The organism is Streptomyces roseirectus, assembly GCF_014489635.1.
GTDB classification, from domain to species: domain Bacteria; phylum Actinomycetota; class Actinomycetes; order Streptomycetales; family Streptomycetaceae; genus Streptomyces; species Streptomyces roseirectus.
The window spans coordinates 9554596-9581542 of sequence record NZ_CP060828.1 but is presented as its reverse complement, the minus strand read 5'-3'; the positions used below and the strand labels follow the sequence as shown (position 1 = coordinate 9581542).

The following is a 26947-nucleotide window of genomic DNA, read 5'->3' as shown; positions in this document are numbered from 1 at the left end:
ATTCCTGTCTACCTTGCGGCGACGGGTTTGACGGTTTTACCCGCCCTGCGACCGCGCCTTCCGGCGGCCGGGACCTCCACGATGACGTGGCCGGTCCGGTACAGGTGCAAGACGTTCCGGGCCGCGTTCCAGTCGGCATTGCCGACGAAGCCGCAGTCGGAGTTCTTGCACACGAATTTCTCCTGGCTCTCCCGGCTGCCGGGAGTGATGACGCCGCAGGCGGAGCATCGCCGGGAGGTGTGCGGGGCGGGGACCTTGACGAGCCGGCCGCCGTATCGGGCGGTCTTGTACGTCAGCATCGTCACGGTCCGGCCCCATGCCTCCTGGGCGATGGAGCGGTTGAGCCCGGCCTTCGCTGCGGCACCGTTGCGCAGGAACGCGCCCGCGCCTGCGGGGTTGGGCTTGGGCACGGGGGCTTTGGTCATGCCGAGGATGTCGAGCTGTTCCACCACGACCGTGCTGTAGGTGCGGGCGAGGTGGGTGGTGGTCTGATGCTGCCAGTCGAGGGCTCGTCGCGTGGCTGTTGCTCGGAGCTGCTTGATCTGGTCGTAGGTGTGCTGCAAGCGGCGGGAGGGCTTCTCCCCCTTCTTGCGGAAAGACTTCTGATGCGCGGCCTGCCGCTCCAGTTCGAGGAGCTTGGCCTTCTCCTTGGGCGTCAGCCACTTGTCGCGGTCGGCGGTGCCGTCCTGCAGGCGGGGCGGGCGCCCGTGGTCCTGGTGATTCCCGTCCGAGAGGGCGAGGGGGATGTTCACTCCGGCGTCGATGCCGACTTCCGGCCCCTGGTGGGGATCGGGCTTGGCCTCCAAAACCTGGACGCGGAAGGCGATGTGCCAGCCCAAAGCGTCCTTCACGAGGCGGGCGCCGGTGATCCGGTTCTCCTTGTCCGCCCGCTTCCCGACCGGGAGGTCTTTGGTCCAGCGGAAGCGGACCCGGCCGACCTTGGGAATGCTGACCATGCCCCACCGACGGTGCACGCGGACGATGTTCAGGTCACGGCCCTGCGGGATGTCCACAGACATCACAGAGCGGAAGCGACCCTTGTAGTTCGGCTCTTCAGCCCGGCCCTCCCAGCAGTTCACCCACGCCCGGTGGTATGTCTTCAAGACGGCCTGCGCGGCCTGAGCCGGGAGGACAGCGAGGTGATCGAGGTCCTTGCGGGCCTGCCGGATCGCCACATCGGCGAGATACAGCTTCGTGTCACTCTTCGGCATCATCCGCCACCAGGAGTGCAGGCAGTTCCACAGAGTGCGGGCCGCATGCGCCTGCTCATCGATGATCCGGACCTCGACAGGGGACAGCGCCAGCCGGGCACGATGCCCGAACTGCCGCTTCACCAAACCGAGTTCCGAAGCCATGCGGACACTTTGCCATTGAGTTCATGTCACCACACCATGCCCACCAGATGCGAAGAGATCATGCGCGAGGTCTGCACGGACTTCGAGGCCGAGCTGAAGCAGTTCAACGGCGAGGAGGACCACGTCCACCTGCTCGTGCACCACCCGCCGAAGGCCCAGCTCTCCCAACTGGTCAACTCCCTCAAGGGCGTCTCCGCCCGCCTTCCGCGCAAGGAGTACGACACCCACGTACGCCGGTACCTGTGGGGCGGCCACTTCTGGTCCAGCTCCTACTTCGCCGGAAGCTGCGGCGGGGAGCCCCTGACCGTCGTACAAAGGTAGAACTACCGATGGCCGACGCGAGGCCCCCGGCGCGATGCTCCTCTCTCGGAACAGCAAGAGTGAGAGGACACATGACACACGCACAGGGGCCTCGCGAACCGGCGTACCCGCCTCTCTCCCATGCCGCGCTGCCCGCCGCCGTCGCCGTGCTGTGCGGCCTGCTCGCCTCGTGCGCCGGCGCGGCTCCGAGCGCCGCCGACCGGGTGACGGCCCCCTCGGCCTCCCGTTTGTGCGACGTGCTCGACGCGGCCACCGCGCGCCAGGTGCTGACCGCCCCCGTGCCCGCCCCGCGCGCCGCCCTCGACTCGTGCAGCTACGCCTCGGCGGACCGGACGTCGCTGCTGACGCTCAGCTCCTCCAGCCGCTCCTACGACGCCGAGGTCACGGCCGCGCGCGGCCTGGCCGGGGATCCGGCGTCGGCGGGGATGCGCGTGGTGCGGTCCGCCGAGGTCACCGGTCTGGGGCAGGCCGCGTTCAGCGAGACCGCCGAGGTGTTCCAGCCGCCGCAGCGGGTCGCCCTCGTGGTGTGGCGGGCCAGCTCCCGCGTCTGGGTCCTCACCCTCGCCCGGCCCGCCGACGGACGGGACGACGCGGAACGGCTCGTGCGCGTGGCCCGCCGGCTCGACGCCCGCCTCCCCGGCTGACCGGCCGCGACGGCAGGCCCGCCCGCTACGCGGACGTCCGGTTCTCCGTCCACCAGGCCGCGACCTGGGCCCGGCAGACGAACCCGAGCTTGGCGAGGATCTTCGCGACGTGCGTGTCGGCGGTGCGCGGCGACAGGCCGAGGGCGCCGGCGACCTGGCGGTTGGTCAGCCCCTCGGCGACCAGCGCGGCGACCTCCCGCTCGCGGCGGGTCAGCGGGTCGACGGCGGCCGGTCCCGTGACGGCGGCGGGGACGTCGTCGAGGGCGAGGGCGATCGCGCGGGCGGGGGTGTCGTGGTCGAGGCCCTGCGCGAGGGCCTTCTCGTAGCCCGCGTCGCCCAGGGCCGCCACGATGCTCGCCTCGCAGCGGGCGTGCAGTCCGCCGAAGGCGTAGGCCGCGCAGACGCCCGTCGCCCGCGACAGCGCGCGGACCGCGCCCAGCAGGACGGCGGCGCGTTCGTGCTCGCCGCGTGCCGCCGTGATCCAGGCGAAGATCTCCAGCGACATCACGGTCCCGGCGTAGTCGTTGAAGCCCCGCAGGATCTCCAGCGCGGCCCGGGTGTGGACGAGGCCGCCCTCCTCGTCGCCGTGGGCCCACCGCGCGAAACCCAGCGCCCACAGGGCGTAGGAGCGGTAGAGGTGCTCGCCGTGCTCCTCCGCGAGTTCCACGGCCCGGGTGCTGGTGGCGAGGGCGGCGGGGTCGCCGAGGTGGACCTGGACGACGCTCTTCTGGAACAGCCAGAACAGGGCCTGCGGGCCGTCGCCGTCGCGGCGGTGCGCGGCCAGGGCCTCGTCGTAGTGGACGGCGGCCTCGCGCATGTCGCCCCGGAAGGCGGCGAGGGAGCCGCGCAGCCCCGTCACGAACGGGTCGTCGGCGCCGGCCTGTTCCGCGGTGTCGAGGAGTTCCTGGGCCCGGTTGAGGTCGCCGCGCAGGAGGGCCACCCAGGCGGCGCACCACAGGGCTCCGACGCGCACGGGGGTGGGGCGGGGGTGCTGGGCGAGGAGGCGGTCGAGCTGGCGGTGGCCCTCGGTCAGGAAGCCGTCCGCGCACCAGTGGTGGCGCAGGGCCACGGCGAGGCGCAGCGCGCCCTCGCCGTCGTCGTCGGCGGCGGGGCACTCCAGGGCGGTCACGAGGTCCGCGTGTTCGGCGCGCAGCCAGGCGAGGGCGTCCTGCTGGCCGGGGCCGAACCAGCGGGCGGCGAGGTGTTCGGCGCGGTCCAGGTAGAAGTCGCGGTGGCGGCGCAGGGTTCGGGGGTGTTCGCCGGTCTCGGTCAGCCGCAGGCGGCCGTACTCGCGGATGGTCTCCAGGAGCCGGTAGCGGGGCGGGCCTTCGGCCTGGGTGGTGAGGACGACGGACCGGGACACCAGGCGGTCCAGGAGGTCCACCACGTGGTGTGCGGGGAGGCCGTCGCCGGAGCAGACCTCCTCGGCGGCGTCCAGGGTGAAGCCGCCGGTGAACACCGACAGGCGGTTCCACAGGGTGCGTTCCTCGGGGGCGCACAGCTCGTAGCTCCACTCGATCATGCCGAGCAGGGTGCGCTGGCGTGGGTGCGTGGTGCGGCAGCCGCCGGTGAGGAGGGCGAAGCGGTCCGCCAGGCGGTGCGCGAGCTGGGTCACGGACAGGGTGCGCAGCCGGGACGCGGCCAGTTCGATGGCCAGCGGCAGTCCGTCGAGGAGGGCGCACAGCCGGGCGGCCTCGGCCCGGTTCGCGTCCGTGAGGCGGAAGTCCGGCCTCAGCGCCGTCGCGCGGTCGCACAGGAGGTCCACGGCCTCGTCCGCGACCGGCATCGGTGGGACGGTGAAGACGTGCTCCCCGGTGACGGCGAGGGTTTCGCGGCTGGTCACGAGGACGCGCAGGTCCGGGCAGGCCGTCAGGAGGGCCTTGGCCAGTTCGGCGGACTCGTCGACGACGTGTTCGCAGTTGTCCAGCACGAGCAGGGCCCGCTGCCGGGCCAGGTGTTCGGCGAGGCGGTCGAGGTCCGGGGCTGAGCGGCGGTCGGGGGCGCGCAGGACGCTCGCGGCCGTGGCCGCCACGGTCGCCGGGTCGCGGACCGGGGCCAGGTCCACGAGCCACACGCCGTCCGGGAACGCCTTCGCGCACGCCTCGCCTGCGGCCAGGGCGAGGCGGGTCTTGCCGACGCCGCCCGTGCCGGTGAGCGTCACGAGCCGGCCGACGGTGAGCAGGCGGCGGATCTCGGCGACCTCACGGCGCCGGCCGACGAACGAGGTCAGCGTCGCGGGCAGGTTGCCCACGGGCGCGCTCACGCGTCGGGCTCCGGCACGTGTGCCTGGTCCGTCGCCGTCCACCAGGCCGCGATCTGGCTCGGGCGGATGAAGCCGAGCTTGGTGAGGACGCTGTTGAGGTGGCCGTCGACGGTGCGGGGCGAGCGGCCCAGGGCGGTGCAGATCTGGTGGGTGGTCAGGCCCCGGGCGACACAGGCGGCGACCTCGCGTTCCTTGCGGGTCAGGGTGACCGGCGCGCGGCCGGTGTCCGGGGCGCCGAGGGCGAGGGCGACGGCGCGGCGGGGGGTGTCGTACCGGCCGCCCTCGGCGAGGGCTTCGGCGTAGGCGTCGGGGCCGAGGGCGTCGAGGATGGCGGTCTCGCAGCGGGCGTGGGGCTCGGCGAACTGGCCTGCGGCGGTGGGGCCGAGTTCCCAGGCCAGCGGGCGCAGTGCGCCGAGGAGGCGGGCCGCGCGCGGGTGGTCGCCGAGGGCCGCGGTGCCCCACGCCAGCACCTCCAGGGCCATGGCGACGCCCGCGTGGTCGTGGAAGCCCTGGTGGATCTCCAGGCACGCGCGCGTGAGGGCCGTGCTCTCCTCCGGGCTGCCGCGCAGCCAGGCGTCGTACCCGAGAACCCACAACGCGTACGCGCGCGTCAGACGTTCACCGTGCGCCTCGGCCGTGGCGATCGCACGCCGGGCCGTCTCCGCCGAACGGGGATCCCCGAGATAGAGGTGCGCCAGGGACAACTGGAACAGCCACCGCAACGCCGACTGCTCCCCCTCCGACGCCGACTGCTCCGCCACCGCGCTCTCGAACAGCGGAACGGCGTCGTGCGGGCGCCCCCGGTACAACGCCAGCGTGCCGCGCTCACCCCGCACGTACGCCCGCAGCAGCGGACCCCCCAGCCGCACGGCCAACGCATCCGCCTCGTCCAGACGCCGGTCCGCGGTATCGAGGTCACCCTGCATCTGGGCCACCCAGGCGGCGGTCCACAGAGCGGCTGCACGCGCCTCGGTGGGCTCGGGCGCGTCGGCGAGGGCTTCGTCGAGCCGTCGACGCCCTTCCCCCACGAAGCCGTTGCAGCACCAGTGGAAGCCGAGGGCCGCGGCGAGGGCGAGGCGTGCTTGGGCGGAGGGGTCGGCCGGGCGCGGCTGGGCGGCTTCGGGGTCGGCCTGGTCCGTCGGCGCGGCCGGGGTGTCCGCCAGGTGCGGTTGGGCGCCAGAGGAGCCCGCCGGGTCCGTTGGGACGGCTTCGGGATCCGCCGGGCCTGCTGGGGTGACCTCGGGGTCCACCGAGTGGTGCTGCGGGTCCATTCCCGGGGCCACCGGTAGCGGCTGGGGCGCCTCGGGGTCTACCGGCCGCACCTGGGCCGCCCCGGGGTCCGCCGGGTGCGCTTGGGCGACCTCTGGGCCCGCCGGATGAAGCTGCGTCGCCGCCTCGACGCCCGCTGTCCGCGCCTGGACTGCCCCGGAGTCCGCCGCCGGTGCCACGGCCACCCCGGAGCCCAGCCGCCGCCCGGCCGACTCGCAATCCGCCGACCACACCCCGTCCGCCTCAGGGCCCGCCGACCCCCGAACAGCCGCTCCAGAGCCCGCCGCCCGTGCCACAGCCACCCCGGAGCGCAGCCGCCGCCCGGCCGACTCGCAATCCGCCGACCACACCCCGTCCGCCTCAGGGCCCGCCGGTCGCCGCGCGGCCGTTCCGCTGTCCGCCGGGCGTTCCCCCCGCGTCTCGGGGCCCGTCGGCCGCTCCAGGGCCGCCAGGATGTTCGCGTGTTCCGCGCGCAGGTGGGACAGGGCCTCCTCCTGGCCGGGGCCGAACCAGTCGCTGGTGGTGCGGCGGGCGAGGGTGAGGTAGAAGGCGCGGTGGCGGCGGAGGAGTTCGTCGCGTTCGCCGAGGTTGTTCAGGTGTTCGCGGCCGTAGGCGCGGAGGGCTTCGAGCATGCGGTAGCGGGAGGTGCCGTCGACGTCGTCGACGAGGACGATGGACTGGGAGACGAGCCGGTCGAGGAGGTCGACGACCTCGCAGCGGGAGACGCTGTCGCCGCCGCAGACCTCCTCGGCCGCCTCCAGGGTGAAGCCGCCCGCGAAGACCGACAGGCGGTTCCACAGGGCCCGCTCGGCCGGGGTGCACAGTCCGTGGCTCCAGTCGATGGCCGCGCGCAGAGCGGGCAGCGCGGTAGGCCCGGCGGAGCGGTCCGCCAGGCGGACCGTCATCTCCTCGACGCTGACCGTGTCCAGTCGGGACGCGGCCAGCTCGATGGCGAGCGGCAGCCCGTCCAGGCCGGCGCAGAGCCGTGTGACCTCGGCGTCGGCGGCCTCGCGGACGCGGTGGCCGACGCCGCTCTCGGCGGCGCGGACGCGCAGCAGTTCGGCCGCTTCCTCGGGCGGCAGCGCGGGCACGGCGTGGACGGTCTCGCCGGGGGTGTCGAGCGTGCGGCGGCTCGTCGCGAGGATCCGCAGGCCGGGGCAGGCGAGCAGGAGGGCGCGGGACAGCTCGGCGCAGGCGTCGACGACGTGCTCGCAGTTGTCGAGGACCAGCAGGGCGCGGCGGTGAGCGAGGTGTTCGGTGAGCTGTTCCAGCGCCGGGCGCACGCCGAGGTCGGGCAGGCCGAGGGCGGTGGCGGTCGCGCCGGGCACCGCCGCGTCCGTCCGGGTGGGGGCGAGCGGCGCGACCCACACGCCGTCCGGGAACTCGCGCGCGCTCGTCTCGGCGACGGCCAGCGCGAGGCGGGTCTTGCCGATGCCGCCCGCTCCGGTGAGCGTCAGCAGCCGCGCGGTGCGCAGGCCGCGCCGGACGTCGGCCAGGGCCTGCCGCCGGCCCACGAAGCCCGTGACCTGCGAGGGAAGGCCCCCTTCGCGCACAGTCGTCATCGCCACCTTCCCGGGACCGGAGCACGGCTCCTCACTGTGTAGGACAAGTGAAGAGCAGGGTTTAACAAAGACTAAATTCATGGTCAAAAGGCGGCATTCCCTACGGCGGGCGGGGAGAGGTACCCGGCCAGGGCGCCGCCCCGGGCCCTTTCCAGCGTGCGTCCGCCCGGCTAGCGTTCCCCGAGTGGATCAACAGCACGAAACGGTACGGCGGTTCGATCACTGTCCATGGCTGTTCGCCGGTGAGGCGGGCGAGGCGGAGCGGGCCGCGCAGCACGAGCGGCAGGCCCGGATCGACGGGGACGTCGGGATCGGCGAGCGGTGTTACGTCGCCGAGTCGGCGGCCGTGTTCCCCGACTGGCTGCGGCTCGGGGACGACTCGTACATCGCCGCGCACGCCTACGTCACCGGAGAGGTGACCGCCGGTTCCGACTGCACCCTCAACCCGTACACCACGGTGCGGGGCAAGGTCACGCTCGGGAACGCCGTGCGGATCGGCGCGCACACCTCGCTGCTGGGCTTCAACCACTCCATGGCCCCCGACCGGCCGGTGTTCCGGCAGCCGCAGACCAGCCGGGGCATCACGATCGGCGACGACGTGTGGATCGGGTCCCACGTGGTCGTGGTGGACGGGGTCACGGTCGGCGACCACTGCGTCATCGGGGCGGGCGCGGTGGTGACGAAGGACCTGCCCGCGTGGACGGTGGCCGCGGGGAACCCGGCACGACCGCTGAGGGACCGCCGGGAGCCGCGGTCGCAGGGGCCCGTCGACGGGGTTCAGCGAGACGGCACACAGCTCCCGGCGTACACCCCCGCCTCCTCGCCGGCCACCCCCACGCCGATCCCCCCGGACCCCCTCGCCCGTTTCGCCGACACCGTCCGCGCCCAGGCCCCCGACCTCATCGCCCGCTGCTGGAACGGCGACCACTACACCGACCGCCCCGGCACCGCACCCACCCTGCGCGCGCACTGCGACGCCGTGGAAATCGCGGACCTCCTCCTGGCGCGCGTTCCGGACCAGTTGACGCCCGAGGAGCACGTGAAGCGTCTCGCCGGCGCCCAGGACCCGGCCACCGGCCTCGTCCCCGAACTCGGCGGCCCGGTCACCGCTCCCGAGGCGGACGGCTTCGTCGGCGGCGGCGCCGAGCTGTACCACATCCTGTCCGTCGGCTACGCCCTCGACCTCCTCGGCGCTTCCTTCCCCCAACCCGTGCGCGGCGTCCAGGAGATGACGGCGAGTCAGCTCACGGCGCGCCTCGACGGGCTCACCTGGAAGGACGAGGCGTGGGGGGCCGGCGCGTGGATCGACGCGTGGGCGACGGCCGCGCACTGGAACCGGCGTGACCACACCGGCCTGCGACCGGGCACGCTGGAGGCCCTGTGCGGCTGGCTCCTGACCCGCGCCGACCCGTGGACCGGCATGTGGGGCGCCCCCTCCCCCACGGACGGCCGCCTCCAGGTCGTGAACGGCTACTACCGGCTCACCCGGGGCTCCTTCGCCCAGTTCGGCCTCCCGGTCCCGCACGCCGAGCGGGTCGTGGACGCGGTCCTGGACCACTCCCGGGACCCCCGCCACTTCGGCGCGGCCCGCGACAACGCGTGCAACGTCCTGGACGTCGCCCACCCCCTGTGGCTGACGACCCGTCAACTCGGCACGTCCGCCCACCGGTTGCCGGAGGTCCATGTCTGGGCGGAGCGGCAGCTCGCGCTGATCCTGCCGCGCTGGCGTGACGGCGAGGGCTTCGCCTTCGGTCCGACGAACCCCGAACCGGGCCTCCAGGGCACCGAGATGTGGCTCGCGATCGTCTGGTACCTCGCCGATCTCCTGGGCCGCGCCGACTCCCTCGGCTACCGCCCGCGCGGCGTCCACCGCCCCGAACCCGCCGGAGCCCCGCGATGAACCCCGAGGCCGAGAACGTCCGCCGGGCCTGGGCCAGGGTCACCCGCTGGCTCGACCAACACGCCCCGCACAACGCGGCGGCCCTGCGCGGCCCCGCCCACCCGAAGGAGATCAGCGACGCCGAGTCGGCGCTCGGCGTGCGCTTCCCGCAGGAGCTGTGGACGTGGCTGCTGACCAACGACGGCGTCCAGATGGCGGACGCCGCCCGCACCGCACCGGACACCGCCGGTACCGCGCCGGGCGGCGCCTTCCTCCCGTCCGGCCGGCACCTCCTGTCGGTCGAGCAGATCGTGCAGGTCGCCCGCACGCGCGCCGGGCACGAGGCGATGGCCCCCTCCCCCGACCCGGACCCCCTCTGCCTGACCTGGCACCCCGACTGGATCCCGTTCGCCGTCGAGACGGACTGGCTCTACGGCGACTTCATCGACACCGCGACCGGCAGGGTGGGGAGTTGGAGCGACGGCGACCTCAACCGGTTCGGCGTCCACGACTCCCTGGCCGGCTACTTCCACGCCCTCGCGGACGATCTGCGCGCCCACGGCAGGACCGAGGACGGCCGCCTCACCTGGTAGCCGTCAGCTGTAGTAGTTCTTCACCCACCGGTGCTTCGCCAGCACCGCCAACTCCTCGGCCGTGAGCGGCGGTTGGCCCACGATCGCGGCGTTGCGCTCCACGTTCGCCAGGGAGCGCATCCCGACGATGACCGTCGACACCGCCTGCCCGGCGAGCGCGAACCGCAGGGCGGCGGACGGCAGTTCGTCGGTGCCGATGCCCAAGTCGGCTGTCAGCGCGTCGACATGGCGTTCGACCTCGGCGGGACGGTCGTCGCGGAAGTACCAGTTGCGCCAGTCGCCCTCGGGGAACGTGACGCCCGCGCGGATCGCCCCGGTCAACGCGCCCTCGTCGAGGGCGACTCGGACGATCACGCCGACGCCGTGCTCCTCGCAGGCGGGCAACAGGGCGTCGGCGGGGGCCTGTTCGAAGACGTTGTAGATGACCTGGACGGTGTCGAGGACGCCGGTGCGCAGGACGGCGAGGACGTTGTCGGGCTGGTGGTCCTTCACGGAGATGCCGAAGAACCGGATCTTGCCCTCCTCCTTGAGGGCGGCCACCGTCTCCAGGAGGTCACCGCGTCCGGTCCACTCGTCCTCCCAGGTGTGCAGTTGGAGGATGTCGACGTGGTCGCGGCCGAGTTCGCGCAGGCTGGTCTCCAGGCTCTCGCGCAGGTGCGAGCCGGGGAACGTCTCCATCGGGTCGAGCCCGCTCGTGGCCAGCGACACCGGCACCCGGGGGCCGACCTTCGTCGCCACGACCACCCCGTCACCGCCGCCGGGCAGCTCCCGCAGCGCCCGTCCGACGACGCGCTCGCTGCGTTCGTAGGCGCGCGCGGTGTCGATGAACGTGACACCGAGGTCGAGGGCCCGGTGCAGGGCCCGGACACCGGAGTCGTCGTCGGCGCCGACCCAGGCGCCCTGGCCCAACCCCCAGGCTCCGTAGCCGAGTTCGGACACGGTCAGCCCGGTACGGCCGAGTTCGCGGTGGCGCATGTGCGGTCAGACTCCCTGGTTCGACGGTCTGCGACGACCGTAGCGCCACCGTGACCTGGCCACCAGCGGCGAAGGACCACCGAAATTTTCAACGCCCCGCCGCACGGACGTCCCTGACGCCCCGCCGCGCGGACGTCCCCGGCGATCCACATCCGCCGCCACCCCCTGCGCGCTATTCTTGCCCGGCGGTCCGCCCGGACTGCCCGGCCCGCCACGGGCCGGCCCCCGCGGACTGCGGCGGCACCACCGCCCGGCCCCCTGGATGGGTGCGGTGTGAGCGAGCAGAACAGCGTCGAGGCGGAGCTGGCCGATCTCCGGGGCGTCGGCCCGGACGACATCCTCAATCTGGACACGCCGGTCGCGACGGCCTCGCTGCGGCGCCTGCTGCGGCGGATCGACGACCCCGCGAGCAGCATGGGCGGCTACAACCCGCAGCGCGACGAAGACGGCGCCCCCGCCTGACGCGCCCCCGTACCCGGAATCCCACGTGACCTCTCTGGACACCCCTCCCCACCGGCTGGCCCGGACCGACCTGGACGCCCTGCTCCGGGGCGAGGGCGGCGCCGACGCCGTGGCGCCGCTCCTCGCGGGCGAGCGGAGCTGGCGGCTGCTGCTGGTGCGGGCCCTCGCGGACGCGATGGCCCCGCTGCCGGACACCCTGCCGGGCACGCCGCTTCCCCCACCCGCCGACGGCTGGGAGCTGCTGCGGCGCGCGTGGCGGGCCGCTCCCGTCGAGGTGGAGCGGCTGCTGCTGTATCCGGCGGTCGGGACGTGGGCAGCGCACACGCTGCGCCGGGTGCGCGGGACGGTCGCGAGTGACACCCCGCTGTGGGTGGACGCCGGTCATCTGCACGCCGTCGCCGCGTCCGCCGCCGTGCTCGCCGGGCTCGACTTCCGCTGCCGGGTCGCGGTGCGCGACGGGTGGGCGGTGCTGCCGGGGATCGGCGGCGCGCGGGCCGGGGAGCCCGTCGTCGAGGTCGTCGCGGAGGCGGGCGTGGTGCGCGTCGGGTCCGTGCGGGTGGGCGCGGAGGGCTGGCACGCGCTGCGGGAACTGCGGGCGGACGGCTGCGTCGTGGCGTTCGACGACCTCGACCCGTACCGGGGCCTGCGCGGCCGGCTCACGCCCAGGCCGGTCCGGTCCGCCGGCCGTTGGAGCGGCCTCTTCGCCGAGGCGTGGCGGATCCTGGCCGACGATCCCGAGACCGCGCGCGCCGTCGCGTCCGGCCTACGTTCCGTGGTCCCCCGGCCCCGCTCGGAGCCGTACCGGCCGCACAGCGCGTCCTCCGGCGACGCGTTCGGCGCGGTGGTCGCCTCCGAGCCCGACGACGCCGAGCAGTTCGCGTGCACGCTGGTCCACGAGTCCCAGCACCACCGGCTCAGCGCGTTCATGCACCTGTTCACCCTGTACGAGGACGGCGGCGCCGAGCGTTTCCACGCCCCCTGGCGCGACGACCCCCGCCCGCTCGGGGGTCTCCTCCAGGGCGTCTACGCGTTCACCGGGGTCGCCGCGTTCTGGCGGCGGCGCCCTGGTGACCTGGCGCGGTTCGAGTACGTCCTGTGGCGCGAGCAGACCCTGTCCGCTCTCGCCGGTGTCCGGGACGCGGCCCGTCTCACCCCGCTCGGCCGTGATCTGGTCGCCGCGCTGACCGAGCGCCTGACTGCCTGGCGCGCCGATCCGGTCCCGGCGCGGATCGAGCGGTGCGCCGCCCTGGCCGCCGCCGATCACCGGGCCACCTGGCGCGCGTTGCACGTCCGTCCGCCCGCCGACTCGGTCGCCCGCGCCGCCCGCGCCCACGCGACGACGGCCGGGGTGCCCCTGCCCGCGCCGGACGGCGACACCGTCGTCCCGGCGCCTGTGCCGCGCGGGCTGGACACGCGTGCGGTGCTGGTGCGCCGGATGCTCGCGGGCGAGGACCCGGGGACGGTCGCCGGGGCGGTCGAGGGGGCCCGTGCCGAGGACGTCGCCCTGGTCACCGGCGACCCTGCCGTGGCCCGTGCCGCGTTCACGGCGCGGATCCTGCGCGGCCCCGACCCCGACGCGTGGTCGGGGCTGGGGCTCGCCCTGGACGCACAGGGGCATCCGGCGGCTCAGGTCCTGCTGGAGCGCCCGGAGTTCGTGCTGGCGGTGCACCGGGAACTCGGCGGCGGCACGGACCCCGTGGAGCTGGCCGCCGCCTGTGTCATCCCGCCCGCCACTGGTCGATCACCGGGGTGAGGTAGTCGCTCAACCGGGGCAGTTGCGGGACCAGGGTGAGGGTGGCGATGATCCGCAGCGTGCCGACGGCGTTGACGAAGGCCAGGGCCTCCCGGTCGAGCGGTCGGGTGCCGGCCCGGCGTGCGCCCCGGTCGTAGGCGTCCGCGTGCTCGGGGCCGAGTCCGGCGAGGTCCCATTCGACGGGGCCCAGGGTGACCAGTTCGAAGTCGGCGTAGAGGTCTCCCCGGGTGCCGGGGAAGATGTTCGCGGGCGGGCAGTCCCCGTGGAGCGGCTGGAGGCCGGCGCCCGGGAAGCGGGCCTCGAAGGCCGTGCGGGAGCGGACGAGGGGTTCGAGGTCCTGCCATTCGGCGCGGGCCCGGTCCAGGTCGGCGGCGCTGATCAGGTCGGGGTGTTTCTCCAGGCGGGCGAGGCTGTCGGTGATGTGGTCGGGTTCGGCGGCGGACAGGAACTCCAGGCGGCCCGGGTAGGCGCGCAGGGCCGCGTGGAGGGCGGCGGTGCTCTCGGCGTTCGCCACGTAGTCGGGCTGCCTGGCGCGGTCCTCGTCGACGTACGTCCACAGGGTCATGGAGAAGCCGTCGCGCGTGACGGGCTCGCGGGGGACGAGCGGGCTGGGCGCGATCACCGGGGTGCCCTGGTCGGCGAGCCACTGGGCGACGTCCAGTTCGTCGCGCTGGCGGCGTTCCAGGGCGGCCGGGTCGCGCGGTTCGGGCAGGACGGTCGGGATGCGGGCCACGACCGGGGCGGGCGCCAGGTGGACGACGACGGAGAACAGGTCGTGCAGCACTCTGGGGTCGGTGACGGTCAGGCCGAGCGCGCGTCCGGCGGCGACGGCGGCCTGGACGGCGGCGGAGGTGCGGTCGGTGAGCTGCTTCGGGGTCAGGTGGGCGGTCATCGGGTTCCTCTTTTCTGGTGCTGGTCGGTGGGTCACGGGCTCCGGCGGCCGGCGCGCAGCTCCAGCCGTTCCCCGTCGAGCCCTTCGTGGAAGCGCTGGTCGTGCGTGACCATGACCACCGCTCCGGGGTACGCCGCGAGGGCGGTCCGCAACTCCTCGACCAGGTCGAGCGCGATGTGGTTGGTGGGTTCGTCGAGGACGAGGAGGTCGGCGGGCCGGGTCAGCAGGCGGGCGAGCTGGAGCCGTCGGTGCTGCCCGGCGGACAGGTCCGTGACGTGGACCTCCAGGTCCTCCTCGCGGAACAGCCCCAGGGACAGCAGTGCGGCGGTGTGCTCGTCGGCGGGTCCGGGCCGGCCTTCGGCGAACGCGGCGAGCAGGGTGTGCCGTGCGGGGCGGGCGGGCAGTTCCTGCGGGAGGTAGCCGATGCGGGCGGGGCGGTGCGCGGTGCCCGCGTCCGGTTCCAGGTCGCCGGCCAGGACGCGCAGGAGGGTCGTCTTGCCCGCGCCGTTGCCGCCCGTGACGAGGAGCCGCTGTCCGGGCGCGATCGTGAGGACGCCGTCCAGGTGCAGCCGCCGGCCGACCCGGACGCCGTCGAGTGTGGCGAGGGGGCCGGCGCCGGGGCCGTCGTCCGGCGTCGTCGGGGTCGCGGTGAAGCGCAGGGGCTGTGGGGGTGGTGTCACGGGGGTGCGGTGGAGGCGGGCCAGGCGTTCGCGGACGGCGCGCACCTGGCCGCCGAGTTTCGCCTCGTGGGAGCGGCGGTGTTTGCCGAAGCCCTGTTTCGGGTCGCGGCCGGTGCCGGCGAGGCGTCGGCCCGCGGCGTCGAGGAGTTCCTGCGCGTGGGCGACCTCGGCGGTCCAGTCCGCGTACCGCTGGGCGGCGGCGCGGCGGGCGGCGGCCTTCGCGGTGCGGTAGCCGCTCCAGCCGTCGCCGTAGCGGTGGACGGTGCGGGTGTCGCGGTCGACTTCGAGGAGGGTGGTGGCGACGCGTTCGAGGAAGGCGCGGTCGTGGGTGACGGCGACGACGGTGCCCCGGTGGGCGCGCAGGTGCTCCGCCAGCCAGTGCACGGCCGCCGCGTCGAGGTGGTTGGTGGGTTCGTCGAGGAGGAGGAGTTCGGGGGCGGCGGCCAGGACGCAGGCGAGGGCGAGGCGTGACTGTTCGCCGCCGGACAGGGTGGCGAGGGGGCGGTCGCGGGTGAGGTGGGCAAGGCCGAGTCCGTGCAGCGCGGCGTCGACCCTGACGTCGGCGTCGTAGCCGCCGCGTTCCTCGTACGCGGTCAACAGCTCGCCGTACTCGGCGAGTTGCTGGTCCGTCGCGTCGCCGAGGGTCTGTTCGGCGTGGCGCAGCCGGCGTTCCAGGTCACGGAGTTCGGCGAGGGCCCGGTCGACGGCGTGCTGGACGGTGCCGGCCGGGTCGAGGTCGAGGGTCTGGGTGAGGTGTCCGGTGCCGCCGGGGAAGCTGACGGTGACCTCCCCGGCGTCCGGTGTCTCCACCCCGGCGAGCAGCCGCAGGAGGGTGGACTTCCCGGCCCCGTTCTCCCCGACGACGGCGGCCTTCTCGCCGGGGCGGACGGTGAAGGTGACCTGATCGAGGACGGTGCGGGTGCCGTAGGACTTGGTGGCGTCCTTGACGGACAACTGGGCCACGGCAGTGAGCGCGCGGTCGCGCATGTGACTTTCCCTGAGGGTACGAAGGGTCGACGGGCGGCGATGACGGCGGCGTGCGCCGTGCCCGGACTCAGACGAAGAAGAGGAAAGCCATACGGGGACTGTAACAAGGGGCGGCGGCGGGCCTCCAGGGGTTTTTCGCCGGCGCCGTCACAGGGGCAGCGGGTCGATGAAGCAGTTGGCGCGGTCCCGGTCGGTGAGGGCCGTGGTCGCGGGGTGGTCGGGGCCGAGGCGGTCGCGCATCTCGTGCACGACCTGGTCGTGGAGGGCGGCGGCCTCGTCGTGGCGGCCGAGGGCGGTGAGGTCGAGGGCCTGGTTGGCGGCGAGGCTGAGGGTGGAGGGGTGGGCCTCGCCGAGGAGGCCAGCGGACAGGGCGTGGGTGCGGGCGCCGAGGGCGAGGGCTTCCTCGTGGCGGCCGAGGGCGGCGAGGTCGCTGGCGAGGTTGGTGGCGACGACCAGGGTGAGGGGGTGGCGTTCGCCGAGGGCGGCCAGGAGGGTCGTGTAGGCGGCGCGGTCGAGGGTGTGGGCGGTCTCGCACAGGTCGTCCAGGCGGGAGGTGATCGCGAGGTTGGCCTGGGCGGAGACGGTGTGGGGGTGGTGGTCGCCGAAGATGCGCCGGTAGTGGGCGAGGGACGCCTCGGCGAGTTCGCGGGCGCGTTCCAGGCGGCCGGTGTAGCGCAGGTCGACGGAGAGGCCGAGGGTGGCGGCGATGGTGTCGGGGTGGGTGGGGCCGAAGCGTTCCTCCATGACGCCGAGGACCTGTTCGGACAGTTCGAGGGCGGCCTCGTGGTCGCCGGCCTTGCGGCGGGCGACGGCCAGGACGCGGCGGGCGTGCAGGACGGCCGCGTTGTCCTCGCGCAGGTGGCGCAGGTACTGGCTGACGACCTCCTCCTGGCGGTTGCGGGCGTGCCGGTAGAGGCCGAGTTCACGCTCGTCGATGGTGAGGCCGACGCGGGTGAGGAGGGTCTGTTCGTGTTCGGCGCCGAGCAGGGTCTGTTTCAGTTCCCAGGTGGTGCGGTCGAGTTCGTACGCCTCCTGGAAGCGACCGACGAGGCGCAGGGCGACGCCGAGGTTGTGGGCGGCGTTGAGGGTGCAGGCGTCGTCCTCGCCGAACGCCTCGGTGGCCGTCTCGAAGACACGCCGGCTCAGTTCCAGGGCCTGCGTGAAGTCGCCCTTGACACGGAGGTCGGCGGCGACGGCGCCGATGGCGTCGAGGTGGCTCTCGTTGGTCTGGGCGGCGCGGGTGGGGCCGGGCGGCAGGGCGCGTTCGTGGACGTCGAGGGTGGCCCGGTTGATGTCGGCGGCCTCCTGGTAGCGGCCCATGCTGAAGAGGATCCAGCCGAGCCAGAAGGCGAGTTGGAGGGTCTTCTCGTCCTCGGCGCCGAAGAGTTCGGTGGCGGCGTGGTGGGCCTCGCGGGTGAAGTCGAGGGCGCTGTCGTGGTCGCCGAACCGCTGGAGGTAGCGGGCGGTGTTGTGGACGAGGTCACGCACCCAGGGGTCGGCGGAGTGGATGGCGTCGGAGGCGACGACGTGCGGGTACAGCTCGGAGTAGCGGTACCACTGGGCGTTGGACTCGGGGTCGCGGGGGTCGGCGGAGGCCAGCAGGGACTGGGCGCCCAGGCGCATCCGTTCCTGCTCGTGCGGGGTCATCCGCTGGAGGAGGACGAGCTGGACGAGGCGGTGCATCTGGAGGGAGTTGTTGCGGGGGTCGATACGGGCCAGGGAGAAGCGTTTGATCTCGCGGACGGCGCGGCCCAGGCGCATGGGGTCGGCGAGGGCGACGTCGAGTTCGCGGGTGATGGCGCCGCGGTGGGCGCCGGAGAACAGGGAGCGCGGGATGGGTTCGGGCGCGAGGTAGGCGCAGACCTGGAGGAGGTGCAGGGCCTCGGGGTTGGTCTCCTCGATGCGGTCGAGGGAGACGTTCCAGGCGGTGGCGACGGACTCCTGGTAGAGGTTGGGGGCGCCTTCGAAGAGGAGGTCGCTGCGTTTCTCGTCGAAGAGGCGCAGGTATTCCCGTGCGGTCATGCCGGTCTGGGCGCGCCAGGCGGCGGCCTGTTCGATGGCGAGCGGCAGGTCGCCCAGGGCCTCGGCGAGGAGGTCGGCGTCCTCGGGGGTGAGGGCGGGGCCGCGTTTGTTGAGGAGGGCGACGCTCTCGGCGCGGGAGAACACGTCGACCTCGACGCAGCCTGCGATGTCCTCCCACTGGGGGTTGCGGGAAGTGATGAGGACGGCGCCGTGGCGGGCATTGGGCAGGAACGGGGCGAGGGTCTGGGCGTTCTCCGCGTTGTCGAAGACGAGCAGCCAGCGCGTGTAGGGGATGCCGCGGCGCAGCGCGTCGAGGGCCTGGGAGACGGTGGCGGCGGCGTCGCCGCTCTCGCCGACGCCGAGGCGGCCGGCTAAGTGGGAGAGGGTGTTGACGATGCCGGGGGTGCGTTCGCTGGGGATCCAGCAGACGAGGTCGTAGTCGGCCTGGTGCCGGTACACGTACTCGATGGCGAGCTGGGACTTGCCGATGCCGCCGAGTCCGTACATCGCCTCGGGGAGGACGGCGGTGGGGCTGCGGCTGTCGGTGAGGCGGGCGGCGAGGTCGGCGAGCAGTGCCTCGCGGCCGATGAAGTTGGGGTTGCGCGGGGGCACGTTCTCCCAGACCGCCGGGGAGGAGCCGTGCGGGGCGCGCTGCGACCGGTCACTCGCCGCCATGGGTCCTCCTCCATCGGCGCGCGTTCACGACGCCTCGCCGTAGACGAGGCCGGGCAGGTTGTCGGGGGTGTCGAAGATGACGACGAAGTAGCGGTTCCACACGTCCTGTCCGGCGCCGTCGTCCTGGCGCAGGTGGCGCGGGTCGAGGCGGCCCTCGGTCATGATGCGTCTGGACAGGGCGGAGAAGTCGGGCTGGGCGCGCGGGTCGTGGCGCCACATGACGAGCGGGACGCCGTGCCGCAGGGCGGTGCTGACCTCGTGGCGGCCGGTGGCGGAGCCGGGTTTCTCGGTGAGGAGGACTCCGGCGACGGGTTCGGCGGTGGTGCGGTCGGCGTGGTCGAGGGCGGTGATCTGGAAGAGCAGGCGGCCCGTGGTGTGGGGCCGGGTGCGCCGCCACTGGTCCTGCCACACCGCGCGCCAGGTGCTGTTGTGGAGGCGGTCGAGGCTGTGCACGACGAGCGGGAAGGTGGCGGCGGTCGGGGGCAGGGCGCCGTGGCCGATCAGTTTGTCGGGGTGGTCGATGAGGTCGAGGGGCAGGATGTACTCGACCTCGATGCGGTCGTGGGGGACGCCGTGGACGTCGTGGAGGGTGCGGCAGGCCGTCTCGACGCGGTCGAACAGCCGGCTCAGGTGGATGACGCGTTCGGCGAGCGGCATCGGCAGCCGCTGCCAGGTGCCGGTGTGGGGGCGGCACTGGAAGCAGAACGAGACCGTCCAGCCGTCGGGGTCGCTGTTCGGGTCGGGGATCAGTTCGACCAGCAGGCGGGCGGAGGTGGTGCGCTGCACGGGGGTGCTGACGAGCCGGGAGCGCAGTTCGTCGACCTGGCGGGCGTAGCCGGGGCCGTCGTCGTCGCGCGGGGTGTCGCGGGCGAGGTCGAGGCGGCGGGCCCAGCTGCGGTTGCAGGCCCGTACGGTGGCGGAGGTGGTGCCGCCGACGGCGCTGGCGAGGAGTTCCAGGAAGCGCAGGGCGGCGGGGAGCCGGGGGCTGTCCTCGCGGGCGCACACCAGGTGGACGAAGGCTTTCCAGGGGTCGTCGCAGTGCGCGGGCAGCGGGATGTGGTCGGTGCCTTCGACGGCGCGGGCGTGCAGCGCGGGGACGGGGACGCCGCCCAGGTCGGCGTGGACCAGGCGGCGCAGGGCTTCGCGCAGGCCGCACCAGAGGGGGACGCCGAGGAGGTCGAGGGCGTGGAACTCCTCGGCGAGGAAGGCGAGTTCACCGGCGGTGGGCTGGTCCTCGCAGGTGCGGGCGTAGTCGGCGGCGAGGTCCGTGAGGCCGCCGGCGCGGGTGGCGAGGCGGTCGACGAGCGCGGTGAGGAGGTCGTGGCCGCCGAGGCCGGCCATCTCGGGGTCGGCGGCGGCCCCGGGGAGCAGCCGGTCCGCGAGGGCGCGGCAGGCGGCGGTGGAGGCGAGGGGTTCGGCGCGGGTCAGCCGGGCCAGGACGGCGGCGAGGACGGTGCGCCGGTTGTGGGGTTCGCCGTAGCGGTGCTCGCGCCGCTCGCGGCGGAATCCGGCGTCGTGCAGGAGGCGGGTGACGGGCAGCACCCTGAGGCGGCGGGGGCTGCCCAGGTCGGCGCCGATCACGACGGCGACGAGGGTGTGCTGGTCGTCGGTCAGGACGGCGGCGCCGGAGACGCCGTGCCAGTCCTCCGGGGTCGCGGGGGCGTCCTCGGCGGCGACCTCGATCACACGGATCTCGGAGCGGCCCAGGTTGGCGGGGCGCAGCCGGCCGCCGCACTGGTGGACGTCGTAGGCGGTGCGGTCGGTGTGGTGGAAGGCGGGGAAGCCGAAGACCTCGAAGTCGACGATGCTGGTGCCGCCGCCGTCGAGCCGGGGCCGGTGGCGGGGGTCGGGGGGCTGCCAGCCGGCGCCGGTCACCACGAGGAGGGCGGCGTCCAGGCCGGCGCCGTCGGCGAGGCCGCTCCACACGAGGGCGCAGCGGTGCCAGATCCCGTACGGCGGGGCGCTGCCGCGGCGGACCTCGACGACGGCGTGCGGGTCCCCTTCGGCGGGAACCGGGACGTGGGCTGCGGTGAGGACCAGGTCGTCGTCGAGGAGCCAGCCGGAGCCGTGGCCGAGTTGCCGGCCGTGGGCGTCGCGGACGCTGATCTCGACGAGCCGGTCCGGGGTGGTGGGGGCCGGGTGGTCCTCGTCTGCGGTGCCGCCGTCCGGTGACGGGGGCGGGAGGGTGCCGGTCATGCCGTCACCGTGCCGTGTCGCCGGTGTGCGGTGGCGGGGTGCCGCGCGAGAGGCCGCCGGGGTCGGTGACGGTCAGGGTGCCGCGCGGTTTCAGGGTGAGGACGAGGCGGGTGGCGGTGCGCCGGGTGCGGGAGCGGCCCGCCTTGGCGGCGACGAACCAGGAGACGCCGCCCCCCGCGTCGCTGGTGCGTTCGGCTTCGACGTCGAGTTCGACGCTGATGCCCTGGACGCTGAAGCCCAGTGTCCGGCCCGCCCCTTGGCGCTGCGCCGCCTCCAGGTCCGTGCGCAGCGACTCGATCGCCTCGGTCAGCGTCAGCCGTTGTTCATCCCGCCCCATCCGGTCCCCCTCCGGTTCGCCCGCGCGACGTGTCCCCGGCGCGGGAGGCCCGTCCTGGGTCTTACCCAGGCGGCGGGGTTCTGACGCTCCGTCGGTTCGGGTGGGGCGGTCGGTCGGGGACGGCGACGATCACCGCGGCGAGGGGGACGTCCTTGAAGGCCAGGGTGAGGTGGGTGGGGTGGGCGGTGGCGGTGAAGCCGGGTTCGGGGAGGGGGTCGGGGCGGGCGGGGGTGAGGGGGCGGAAGCCGGCCGCGGTCAGGCGGGCGGTCCAGGCGTGGGGCGGTTCGTGGCGTTCGTAGCGGTCCGCGTCGCCGGCGCCGATCACGTTGTGGATCTCCCGGCCGAAGAAGCGTTTCATCGCGGTTTTCTCGGCGTGGGTGGCGGCGGTGGTGTCGATCGCGGCGAACAGGGTGCCGTAGTGGTGGCGGGCGCTCGCCAGGCGTGCGGGCAGCGGGGAGCGGTGGTGGTCGGCGTCGGGTTCGCACAGGGCGACGGCGGCGGGGTCCTGGGCGCGCAGGCGGTGGAAGAGGGCGGCGCGGGTGTCGTGGCCGTCGGGGGTGTCCCGCAGGTGGTGCAGGGCGAAGGAGGCGGTGACCAGGAGGGGGCGGGGCAGCCGGGCCAGGGTCTGCCAGAAGTTGTCGTCCAGGTCCTCGGTCGCCGCGGTGACGGGGTGGAAGTCGACGGTGGTGTCCGCGGCGCCCGCCTTCAGCGCCGACTCGGCGGCGGCGAGGCTGCCTGCGGCGATGTCCACGCCGACGACGGTCAGCTCGCGCAGGTGCCTCGCGCGCGCCAGCAGGTCGCGTTCCTGGCGGCCCTCGCCGATGCCGAGCGCGAGGACCGTCGCCCGCTCGTGCCCGTGGAGGAACGGCAGCAGGCTGTCGTTCGCGTAGTGCGCGGCCCTCAGCAGCGGGAGGTGCCGTGCGAGGACGGCGAACAGGTCGATCTGGGCGTCGCCGTCGGCACGCAGGTAGAGGTTGCCCTCGTCGGCGGGCGGGCGCAGGCGGGCGCGCAGCGCGGTCCGGAAGTGGTCGAGGAGCTGCGGGTCGTCGGCGGTGAGGCCGTCGGCGCGGTCCAGGAGCGCGGCGAGTGCCGCCCTGTCGTCCAACTCGGCTGCCGCCGCGGCTTCTTCGAGGATGCGGTACACGTCGGTCACCTGCCGCAACCTAGGAAGCGGGCGGGGGTGCGGGCGGGGGACACACCGCAGGGCGGGCCCGTTCACCCGGACGTGTCCGGGCGGGCCTCAGGTGCCGTCCCGCTCCCGCGCCGCCTCGGCCACGGAGCCGGCGGCGCGGACGAGCGCGGCCGTGGCCGTCGAACGGGACTGCTGGGGCCAGGCGATGACGAGGACGGCGGGCGGGGCGTCCGTGACCGGCCGGTAGACGACTCCCGGGCGCGGGTAGCGGGCGGCGACGGAGGCGGGCAGCACCGGGGTGAGGCGGCCGAGGCCGACGAGGGCGAGGAGTTGGGCGAGGTCGCCGCTCTGGCGGCGGACCTCGTCGATGAACCGGTACAGCTCCCCCGGGCGCAGGCCGAGGTCGGCGAGGGTGAGGCGGTCCCGGGCGGCGAGGGGGTGGGTGGCGGCGAGGGCGACCACGCGGGGTTCGGCGGCCAGCGTCTCGGTGTCCAGGCCGGTGCGGTCGAAGGGCTCGTGGACCAGGGCGGCGTCGGCTTCCCCCTGGCGCAGGAGGCGCGGCTGCTCGTCCCAGCCGCACAGCCGGACGGCGACGGGTACGGAGGCCGGCTCGGACGCGTAGCGCGCCAGGATCGCCTCCAGGAGTCCGGCGTCGCCGTCGGCCTTGACGGCCAGCACCAGCTTGGGCTGCGGGGCGGCGGCGCGCTGGGCCCGTCGTCCGGCGGCCTGCAGGGCGTCGAGCGCGATCCGGGCCTCGGCCAGGAGTACCGTCCCGGCCCCGGTGAGCGACACGGTGTGGGTGGTCCGCTCGAAGAGGGTGACGCCCAGTTCCGTCTCCAACTGGCGGATCGCGCGGGACAGGGGTGGCGGGGAGATGTTCAGCCGTGCGGCGGCGCGGGCGAAGTTGAGTTCTTCGGCGACGGCGACGAAGTAGCGCAGCAGGCGGGAATCCACGCTCCCCCCTCCGGTCGGTATTGCCCTGAGGGTAACAAGCGGGAGCGGATCGGTCCTTCAGTTCGGGCGGGCCGGGCAGCAGGCTCGACGGCATCCCCTTCCGCATCTCTGCTTGGAGTTGTTCATGATCGTCGTCACCACCCCGACCGGCCAGATCGGCCGGCAGGTCCTCGACCGTCTCCTCGCCGCCCCGGACCGCACGGCGGGCATCCGGGTGATCGTCCGCGACCCCGCCCGGCTCTCCCCCCAGGTGCGTGAGCGCGTCGAGGTCGTGCAGGGGTCGCACGCCGAGTCCGCCGTCGTGGAGGAGGCGTGCGCGGACGCCGGCACCCTGTTCTGGCTGGTGCCCCCGCACCCCCGGGCCGACAGCGTGGAGGGCCATTTCGGCAGGTTCACCGAGACGCTGTGCGAGGCGATCACGCGTCAGGGCGTCGAGCGGGTCGTCGCTGTCTCGACCCTGGGGCGCGACGTGGCGAAGAACGCCGGGCAGGTGTCGGCGTCGCTCGCCATGGACGACACGATCGCGGCCACCGGCGTCCACTACCGGGCGCTGTGCCCGCCGTTCCTGATGGAGAACCTGCTGGGCCAAGCCCCCTCGATCCGCGACGCGGGCGTGTTCCACCTGGCGGCGGCGACCGACCGCGTCCTGCGCACCTGCGCCACCCGCGACATCGCCACCACGGCGGCCCGGCTGCTCCTCGACGGCACCTGGACCGGCCAGGACGACGTCCCGCTCGTCGGACCCGACGCCCTCTCCCCCGAAGGCATGGCCCAGGTCGTCTCCGAGGCACTGGGCCGCCCGGTGCGCGTCCAGGGCACCAGCAGCGCGGACTACAAGGCGACGGCACTGCGTTTCGGGGCGAGCGAGGCATGGGCGCGCGGGCTCGCCGACATGATGGACGCCATCGACGCCCAGGGCTTCTACGGCGCCGGCGAGCCGAGCACCCCCAAGGCGGCGCCCACCGGTTTCGCCGAGTGGTGCGAGGACGTGCTCAGGCCGGCCGTCCTGGGTTAGGGCCGGTCCGGGAAGTCCCGCCCGGCCGGGCGCGGGGCCCCGAAGCGCCGACGAGGTTCCCCCTTTCGTGTGATTGTGACGAAACGATTACGCAGAGTAGTTTCGAAGGGTCTTCGGGGGCGTACTTCGGAGGGACTGCGGAGGGGGCGGGGATGGACGGGAGCGGTGAGCGGGGGAGGGACCGGGGCCACCCGGACGAGAGGCTGTTGCCGGACTGCGTGCGGTCCGTGCTGGAGCGCCGCGCGGCACATGACTGGCAGTGGGAGACGCGGGACTTCTGGTGCTACGTCCGTCCTCCCGCGCACCGGTTCCGGGTGCAGGGATGGAAGCTGCACCTGTCTGCGACGCCCCTCTCCGCCCCACTCGTTCTCGCCCGCGCCGCCGACGTTCTCGTACGCCACCGGTGTCACTTCAAGTTCGCCAGGGACCTCGACCGCGTCACGGAACTCGTCTCCCGCGCCTGCGATCGCGGGAGCGCCGGCAAGTTCATCACCGTCTATCCCGAGGCCGGTGACGCCGCCCTGCGCGTGCTGGCCGAGGAACTCGACCTGGCGACCGAGGGCCTGCCCGGTCCCGGCATCCTGTCGGACCGCGCGTACCGGCCGGGAAGCCTGGTGCACTACCGGTACGGCGTCTTCCACGGCATGCCGGTGCTCGGCAACGAGGGCAGTTACGAGGCCATGCTCGTCGCGCCGGACGGGACACCGGTCCTCGACCAGCGCAGGGCCTGGTTCAGCCCGCCGAGCTGGGCACCACGCGACCCGTTCCGGCCGGGAGGAGGCACGGGATCCCGGGCGAGCGGTCCGGCGAGCGCGGTGGTCCTTCTGAACGGGCGGTACCAGGTACGGCAGTCGCTGCGCCAGAGCTCCGTCGGCGGCGTCTACCGCGCCCGGGACCTGACCACCGGCGCCTTTGTGATCGTCAAGCAGGGGCGCCCGCACACCCAGGCCACCGCCCTCGGGCGGGACATCCGCGACGCCCGCCGCCACGAGGCCGAGATGCTCCGGCAGTTCGACCCGTCGGGGGTCACCCCGCGGTTCGTCGACCTCTTCGAGCAGCAGGGCGACCTCTTCCTCGTCCAGGAGGAGATCCGTGGCGTCACCCTGCGCCAATGGGTGGCGGACTCCCTGCGCTGGGCCGAGGACGGGACCTGGGGAGTCACGCCCGAGGACGTCGCACGGATCGCGGCGGAACTCGCCGGCATCGTGGCCCTCGTCCACGACCGGGGCCTCGTCCTGCGTGACCTCCATCCCGCCAACGTCATGGTCACCGAGGACGGCGCACTCCGCCTGATCGACCTCGAACTGCTCGTCCGTCCCGGCGAGCGTTCCGTGAGCAGGGGATTCACGCCCGGCTACGGAGCGCCGGAACAGGTCGCCGCGCCCCCGATCGGGACCGCGCCGCAGCCCGCCGCCGATCTCTACGGCCTGGGCGCCACCCTCTTCCACGTCATCAGCGGCGCGGACCCCGTACTCGCCGCCGACGACACGACGACGGCTCGGCCGTGGCAGGAGCGCCTGGCCCACTGGCTCGACCGGCTCGCCCCGGACAACGCCGCTGTGCGCCGCTTCGGCCCTCTCGCCCTGGCGCTGATGCACGAAGACCCCGGCCGGCGCCCCGGCATCGACGACGTGCGACGGCGGATCACCGCGACCGTCGCGGCCGTCCCCGCGCCCTCCCGGGCCCCCGACGTCCTCCTGGCGTCCGCCCCTCCCGATCCGGGCGCCTCGCACCCGGCCGAATCCAGCGGTCGCCTGCTGGCGCGCCTGCTCGACGACACCCTCGGCCACCTGGTCGCGACGAGGGACCCCGGCAGCGCGACGTGGCTCTGGAAACCGACCGCTTCCGGGCGGACGAGCGATCCGTGCAACCTCCAGCACGGTGCCGCCGGCGTCCTCGGCACACTCGTACGGGCCTACGAGGAAAGTCGGGACCCGGCGTTGCTCGATGCCGTCCAGGACACCGTCCACTGGATCAGCGGCGTCGTGGCACGCGAACCACGGATCCTGCCCGGTCTGTACTTCGGCCGGTCCGGAACGGCCTGGGCCTTGTTCGACGCCGGCCGGGCACTCGGCGAGAGCGACACCGTCGTCCTTGCCGAAGACCTCGCCCGGTCCGTCCCCCTGCGCTGGCCCAACCCGGACGTCTGCCACGGCGTCGCGGGTGCCGGACTGACCCAGCTCCGCTTCTGGGAGGTCACCGGCGACAAGGACTTCCTCGACCGGGCGCGGCAGGCCGCGGAAGCCGTGGTGGAGGCGGCCGAGCACCGAGGCGGCCGGCTCCTGTGGCCCATCCCCGCGGACTTCGAGTCCCGTCTGGCGGGCCTGGTCCACTACGGCTTCGCCCACGGCGTCGCCGGGGCCGGGACCTTCCTCCTCGCCGCCGGGCGGGCGACCGCCGAAGCCGCCTTCACCGAGGCCGCGCGGAAAGCGGCCGACACGCTGCTGTCCGTGGCACGCGACCTGGACGGCGCGGCCTGCTGGCCGGCGGGCGAAGGCCCCGGAGCGCTCCGTACCCACTGGTGCAGCGGCTCCTCCGGCGTGGGGACGTTCCTGCTGCGCATGTGGCGGGAGGACGGCGACGACCGGCTCCGCGGCCTGGTCCACCGGGCCGCCGTCGCGGTCCACCGATCGCGCTGGCACACCGGCCCGTCCCAGTGCCACGGCTTGTCGGGCGACGGCGAGTTCCTGCTCGATCTCGCCGACGCCACGGGCGAGGACCGTTACCGGACCTGGGCGCGGGACCTCGCCACGGGCATCGCGGTCCGCCATGTACTGCGCGACGGCCGGGTGCTCCCCGTGGACGAGACGGGAACCGGCACAGCGGCCGACTTCGGCACCGGCCTCGCCGGCGTCGCGGCCTTCCTCCACCGGCTGATCCACGGCGGTCCACGCCTGTGGCTGCCGGACCACAATCTCCGCACCGCGCAGCAGGACCCGGCGGTGCGGGCAGCCACAGCACGTCCCGAGAGGAGGTGAGAC

19 protein-coding genes are annotated in these 26947 nt (G+C 74.2%); 8 read left to right on the top strand and 11 right to left on the bottom strand.

Annotated features, from left to right (window positions below; translation table 11 throughout):
- Positions 1-8: 8 nt before the first annotated feature.
- Positions 9-1355 carry an RNA-guided endonuclease InsQ/TnpB family protein gene (locus IAG44_RS41275; protein WP_187752131.1) on the bottom strand — a complete coding sequence of 449 codons (1347 nt, stop codon included), beginning with the start codon at positions 1353-1355 and terminating at the stop codon, positions 9-11.
- Here IAG44_RS41275 and tnpA point away from each other — a divergent pair.
- Together tnpA and IAG44_RS41265 are read left to right on the top strand one after the other, a co-directional pair.
- The gene (gene tnpA / locus IAG44_RS41270) at positions 1257-1676 is read left to right on the top strand and encodes an IS200/IS605 family transposase (protein ID WP_425508505.1); all 420 of its coding nucleotides are present in this window, start codon (positions 1257-1259) and stop codon (positions 1674-1676) included. The genes IAG44_RS41275 and tnpA overlap by 99 nt on opposite strands.
- A gap of 71 nt (positions 1677-1747) precedes the next feature.
- Entirely contained in the window at positions 1748-2320 is a 573-nt protein-coding gene (locus IAG44_RS41265; RefSeq protein WP_187752130.1) for a hypothetical protein, read from the top strand.
- A gap of 25 nt (positions 2321-2345) precedes the next feature.
- On the opposite strand, the gene IAG44_RS41260 is transcribed toward IAG44_RS41265, so the two are convergent.
- Both IAG44_RS41260 and IAG44_RS44030 read right to left on the bottom strand, forming a co-directional pair.
- Positions 2346-4583, bottom strand: coding sequence for an ATP-binding protein (locus IAG44_RS41260; protein WP_187752129.1), 2238 nt, complete (start codon positions 4581-4583; stop codon positions 2346-2348).
- The gene (locus IAG44_RS44030; protein ID WP_246562939.1) at positions 4580-7414 is read right to left on the bottom strand and encodes a winged helix-turn-helix domain-containing protein; all 2835 of its coding nucleotides are present in this window, start codon (positions 7412-7414) and stop codon (positions 4580-4582) included. Before IAG44_RS44030 ends, IAG44_RS41260 begins: the two co-directional genes overlap by 4 nt.
- Before the next feature lie 184 nt (positions 7415-7598).
- On the opposite strand from IAG44_RS44030, the gene IAG44_RS41245 reads away from it, so the two are divergent.
- Together IAG44_RS41245 and IAG44_RS41240 are read left to right on the top strand one after the other, a co-directional pair.
- Positions 7599-9314 carry an acyltransferase gene (locus IAG44_RS41245; protein WP_246562931.1) on the top strand — a complete coding sequence of 572 codons (1716 nt, stop codon included), beginning with the start codon at positions 7599-7601 and terminating at the stop codon, positions 9312-9314.
- Complete coding sequence (locus tag IAG44_RS41240) at positions 9311-9886, top strand: SMI1/KNR4 family protein (RefSeq protein ID WP_187752127.1); 576 nt, start codon at positions 9311-9313, stop codon at positions 9884-9886. Before IAG44_RS41245 ends, IAG44_RS41240 begins: the two co-directional genes overlap by 4 nt.
- Before the next feature lie 3 nt (positions 9887-9889).
- Here the strand turns inward: IAG44_RS41240 and IAG44_RS41235 are convergent, their stop codons facing one another.
- The gene (locus IAG44_RS41235) at positions 9890-10861 is read right to left on the bottom strand and encodes an aldo/keto reductase (protein ID WP_187752126.1); all 972 of its coding nucleotides are present in this window, start codon (positions 10859-10861) and stop codon (positions 9890-9892) included.
- Between the two features lie 273 nt (positions 10862-11134).
- Here IAG44_RS41235 and IAG44_RS41230 point away from each other — a divergent pair, with 273 nt between their 5' ends.
- Positions 11135-11323: a hypothetical protein gene (locus IAG44_RS41230; protein WP_187752125.1), complete on the top strand. Its 189-nt coding sequence runs from the start codon at positions 11135-11137 to the stop codon at positions 11321-11323.
- Between the two features lie 25 nt (positions 11324-11348).
- Complete coding sequence (locus IAG44_RS41225; RefSeq protein ID WP_187752124.1) at positions 11349-13076, top strand: HEXXH motif domain-containing protein; 1728 nt, start codon at positions 11349-11351, stop codon at positions 13074-13076.
- Here IAG44_RS41225 and IAG44_RS41220 read toward each other — a convergent pair.
- From IAG44_RS41220 to IAG44_RS41190, 7 genes are all read right to left on the bottom strand, one after another.
- On the bottom strand, positions 13042-13968 hold the full coding sequence (locus tag IAG44_RS41220; protein WP_187752123.1) for an aminoglycoside phosphotransferase family protein: 927 nt from the start codon (positions 13966-13968) through the stop codon (positions 13042-13044). The two genes, IAG44_RS41225 and IAG44_RS41220, sit on opposite strands and share 35 nt — an antisense overlap.
- Positions 13969-14000: 32 nt before the next feature.
- Positions 14001-15635 carry a ribosomal protection-like ABC-F family protein gene (gene abc-f / locus IAG44_RS41215; protein ID WP_187752122.1) on the bottom strand — a complete coding sequence of 545 codons (1635 nt, stop codon included), beginning with the start codon at positions 15633-15635 and terminating at the stop codon, positions 14001-14003.
- 147 nt (positions 15636-15782) lie between these two features.
- Complete coding sequence (fxsT, locus tag IAG44_RS41210; RefSeq protein ID WP_187752121.1) at positions 15783-18332, bottom strand: FxSxx-COOH system tetratricopeptide repeat protein; 2550 nt, start codon at positions 18330-18332, stop codon at positions 15783-15785.
- Between the two features lie 24 nt (positions 18333-18356).
- The gene (locus IAG44_RS41205; protein ID WP_187752120.1) at positions 18357-20528 is read right to left on the bottom strand and encodes a trypsin-like peptidase domain-containing protein; all 2172 of its coding nucleotides are present in this window, start codon (positions 20526-20528) and stop codon (positions 18357-18359) included.
- A gap of 4 nt (positions 20529-20532) precedes the next feature.
- On the bottom strand, positions 20533-20865 hold the full coding sequence (locus tag IAG44_RS41200; protein ID WP_187752119.1) for a trypco2 family protein: 333 nt from the start codon (positions 20863-20865) through the stop codon (positions 20533-20535).
- Between the two features lie 61 nt (positions 20866-20926).
- Positions 20927-22018, bottom strand: a complete 1092-nt coding sequence (locus tag IAG44_RS41195; protein WP_187752118.1) for a GRAS family protein — start codon at positions 22016-22018, stop codon at positions 20927-20929.
- 87 nt (positions 22019-22105) lie between these two features.
- On the bottom strand, positions 22106-22951 hold the full coding sequence (locus IAG44_RS41190; protein WP_187752117.1) for a LysR family transcriptional regulator: 846 nt from the start codon (positions 22949-22951) through the stop codon (positions 22106-22108).
- Positions 22952-23075: 124 nt separating this feature from the next.
- Here IAG44_RS41190 and IAG44_RS41185 point away from each other — a divergent pair, with 124 nt between their 5' ends.
- Together IAG44_RS41185 and lanL are read left to right on the top strand one after the other, a co-directional pair.
- On the top strand, positions 23076-23966 hold the full coding sequence (locus IAG44_RS41185; RefSeq protein ID WP_187752116.1) for an NAD(P)H-binding protein: 891 nt from the start codon (positions 23076-23078) through the stop codon (positions 23964-23966).
- A 152-nt stretch (positions 23967-24118) separates the two neighbouring features.
- Positions 24119-26944 (top strand): class IV lanthionine synthetase LanL, encoded by a 2826-nt coding sequence (gene lanL / locus IAG44_RS41180; RefSeq protein ID WP_187752115.1) that lies wholly within the window; start codon positions 24119-24121, stop codon positions 26942-26944.
- Positions 26945-26947: the final 3 nt, after the last annotated feature.

Excerpts from the sequence above, each read along its gene's own strand:
- IAG44_RS41200 (WP_187752119.1), bottom strand. The coding sequence starts at position 20,865 with ATGGGGCGGGATGAACAACGGCTGACGCTGACCGAGGCGATCGAGTCG.
- IAG44_RS41275 (WP_187752131.1), bottom strand. The coding sequence starts at position 1,355 with ATGGCTTCGGAACTCGGTTTGGTGAAGCGGCAGTTCGGGCATCGTGCC.
- IAG44_RS41235 (WP_187752126.1), bottom strand. The coding sequence starts at position 10,861 with ATGCGCCACCGCGAACTCGGCCGTACCGGGCTGACCGTGTCCGAACTC.
- tnpA (WP_425508505.1), top strand. The coding sequence starts at position 1,257 with ATGCGCCTGCTCATCGATGATCCGGACCTCGACAGGGGACAGCGCCAG.
- IAG44_RS41185 (WP_187752116.1), top strand. The coding sequence starts at position 23,076 with ATGATCGTCGTCACCACCCCGACCGGCCAGATCGGCCGGCAGGTCCTC.
- IAG44_RS41205 (WP_187752120.1), bottom strand. The coding sequence starts at position 20,528 with ATGACCGGCACCCTCCCGCCCCCGTCACCGGACGGCGGCACCGCAGAC.
- abc-f (WP_187752122.1), bottom strand. The coding sequence starts at position 15,635 with ATGCGCGACCGCGCGCTCACTGCCGTGGCCCAGTTGTCCGTCAAGGAC.
- IAG44_RS41220 (WP_187752123.1), bottom strand. The coding sequence starts at position 13,968 with ATGACCGCCCACCTGACCCCGAAGCAGCTCACCGACCGCACCTCCGCC.
- IAG44_RS44030 (WP_246562939.1), bottom strand. The coding sequence starts at position 7,414 with ATGACGACTGTGCGCGAAGGGGGCCTTCCCTCGCAGGTCACGGGCTTC.
- IAG44_RS41265 (WP_187752130.1), top strand. The coding sequence starts at position 1,748 with ATGACACACGCACAGGGGCCTCGCGAACCGGCGTACCCGCCTCTCTCC.
- IAG44_RS41240 (WP_187752127.1), top strand. The coding sequence starts at position 9,311 with ATGAACCCCGAGGCCGAGAACGTCCGCCGGGCCTGGGCCAGGGTCACC.
- fxsT (WP_187752121.1), bottom strand. The coding sequence starts at position 18,332 with ATGGCGGCGAGTGACCGGTCGCAGCGCGCCCCGCACGGCTCCTCCCCG.
- lanL (WP_187752115.1), top strand. The coding sequence starts at position 24,119 with ATGGACGGGAGCGGTGAGCGGGGGAGGGACCGGGGCCACCCGGACGAG.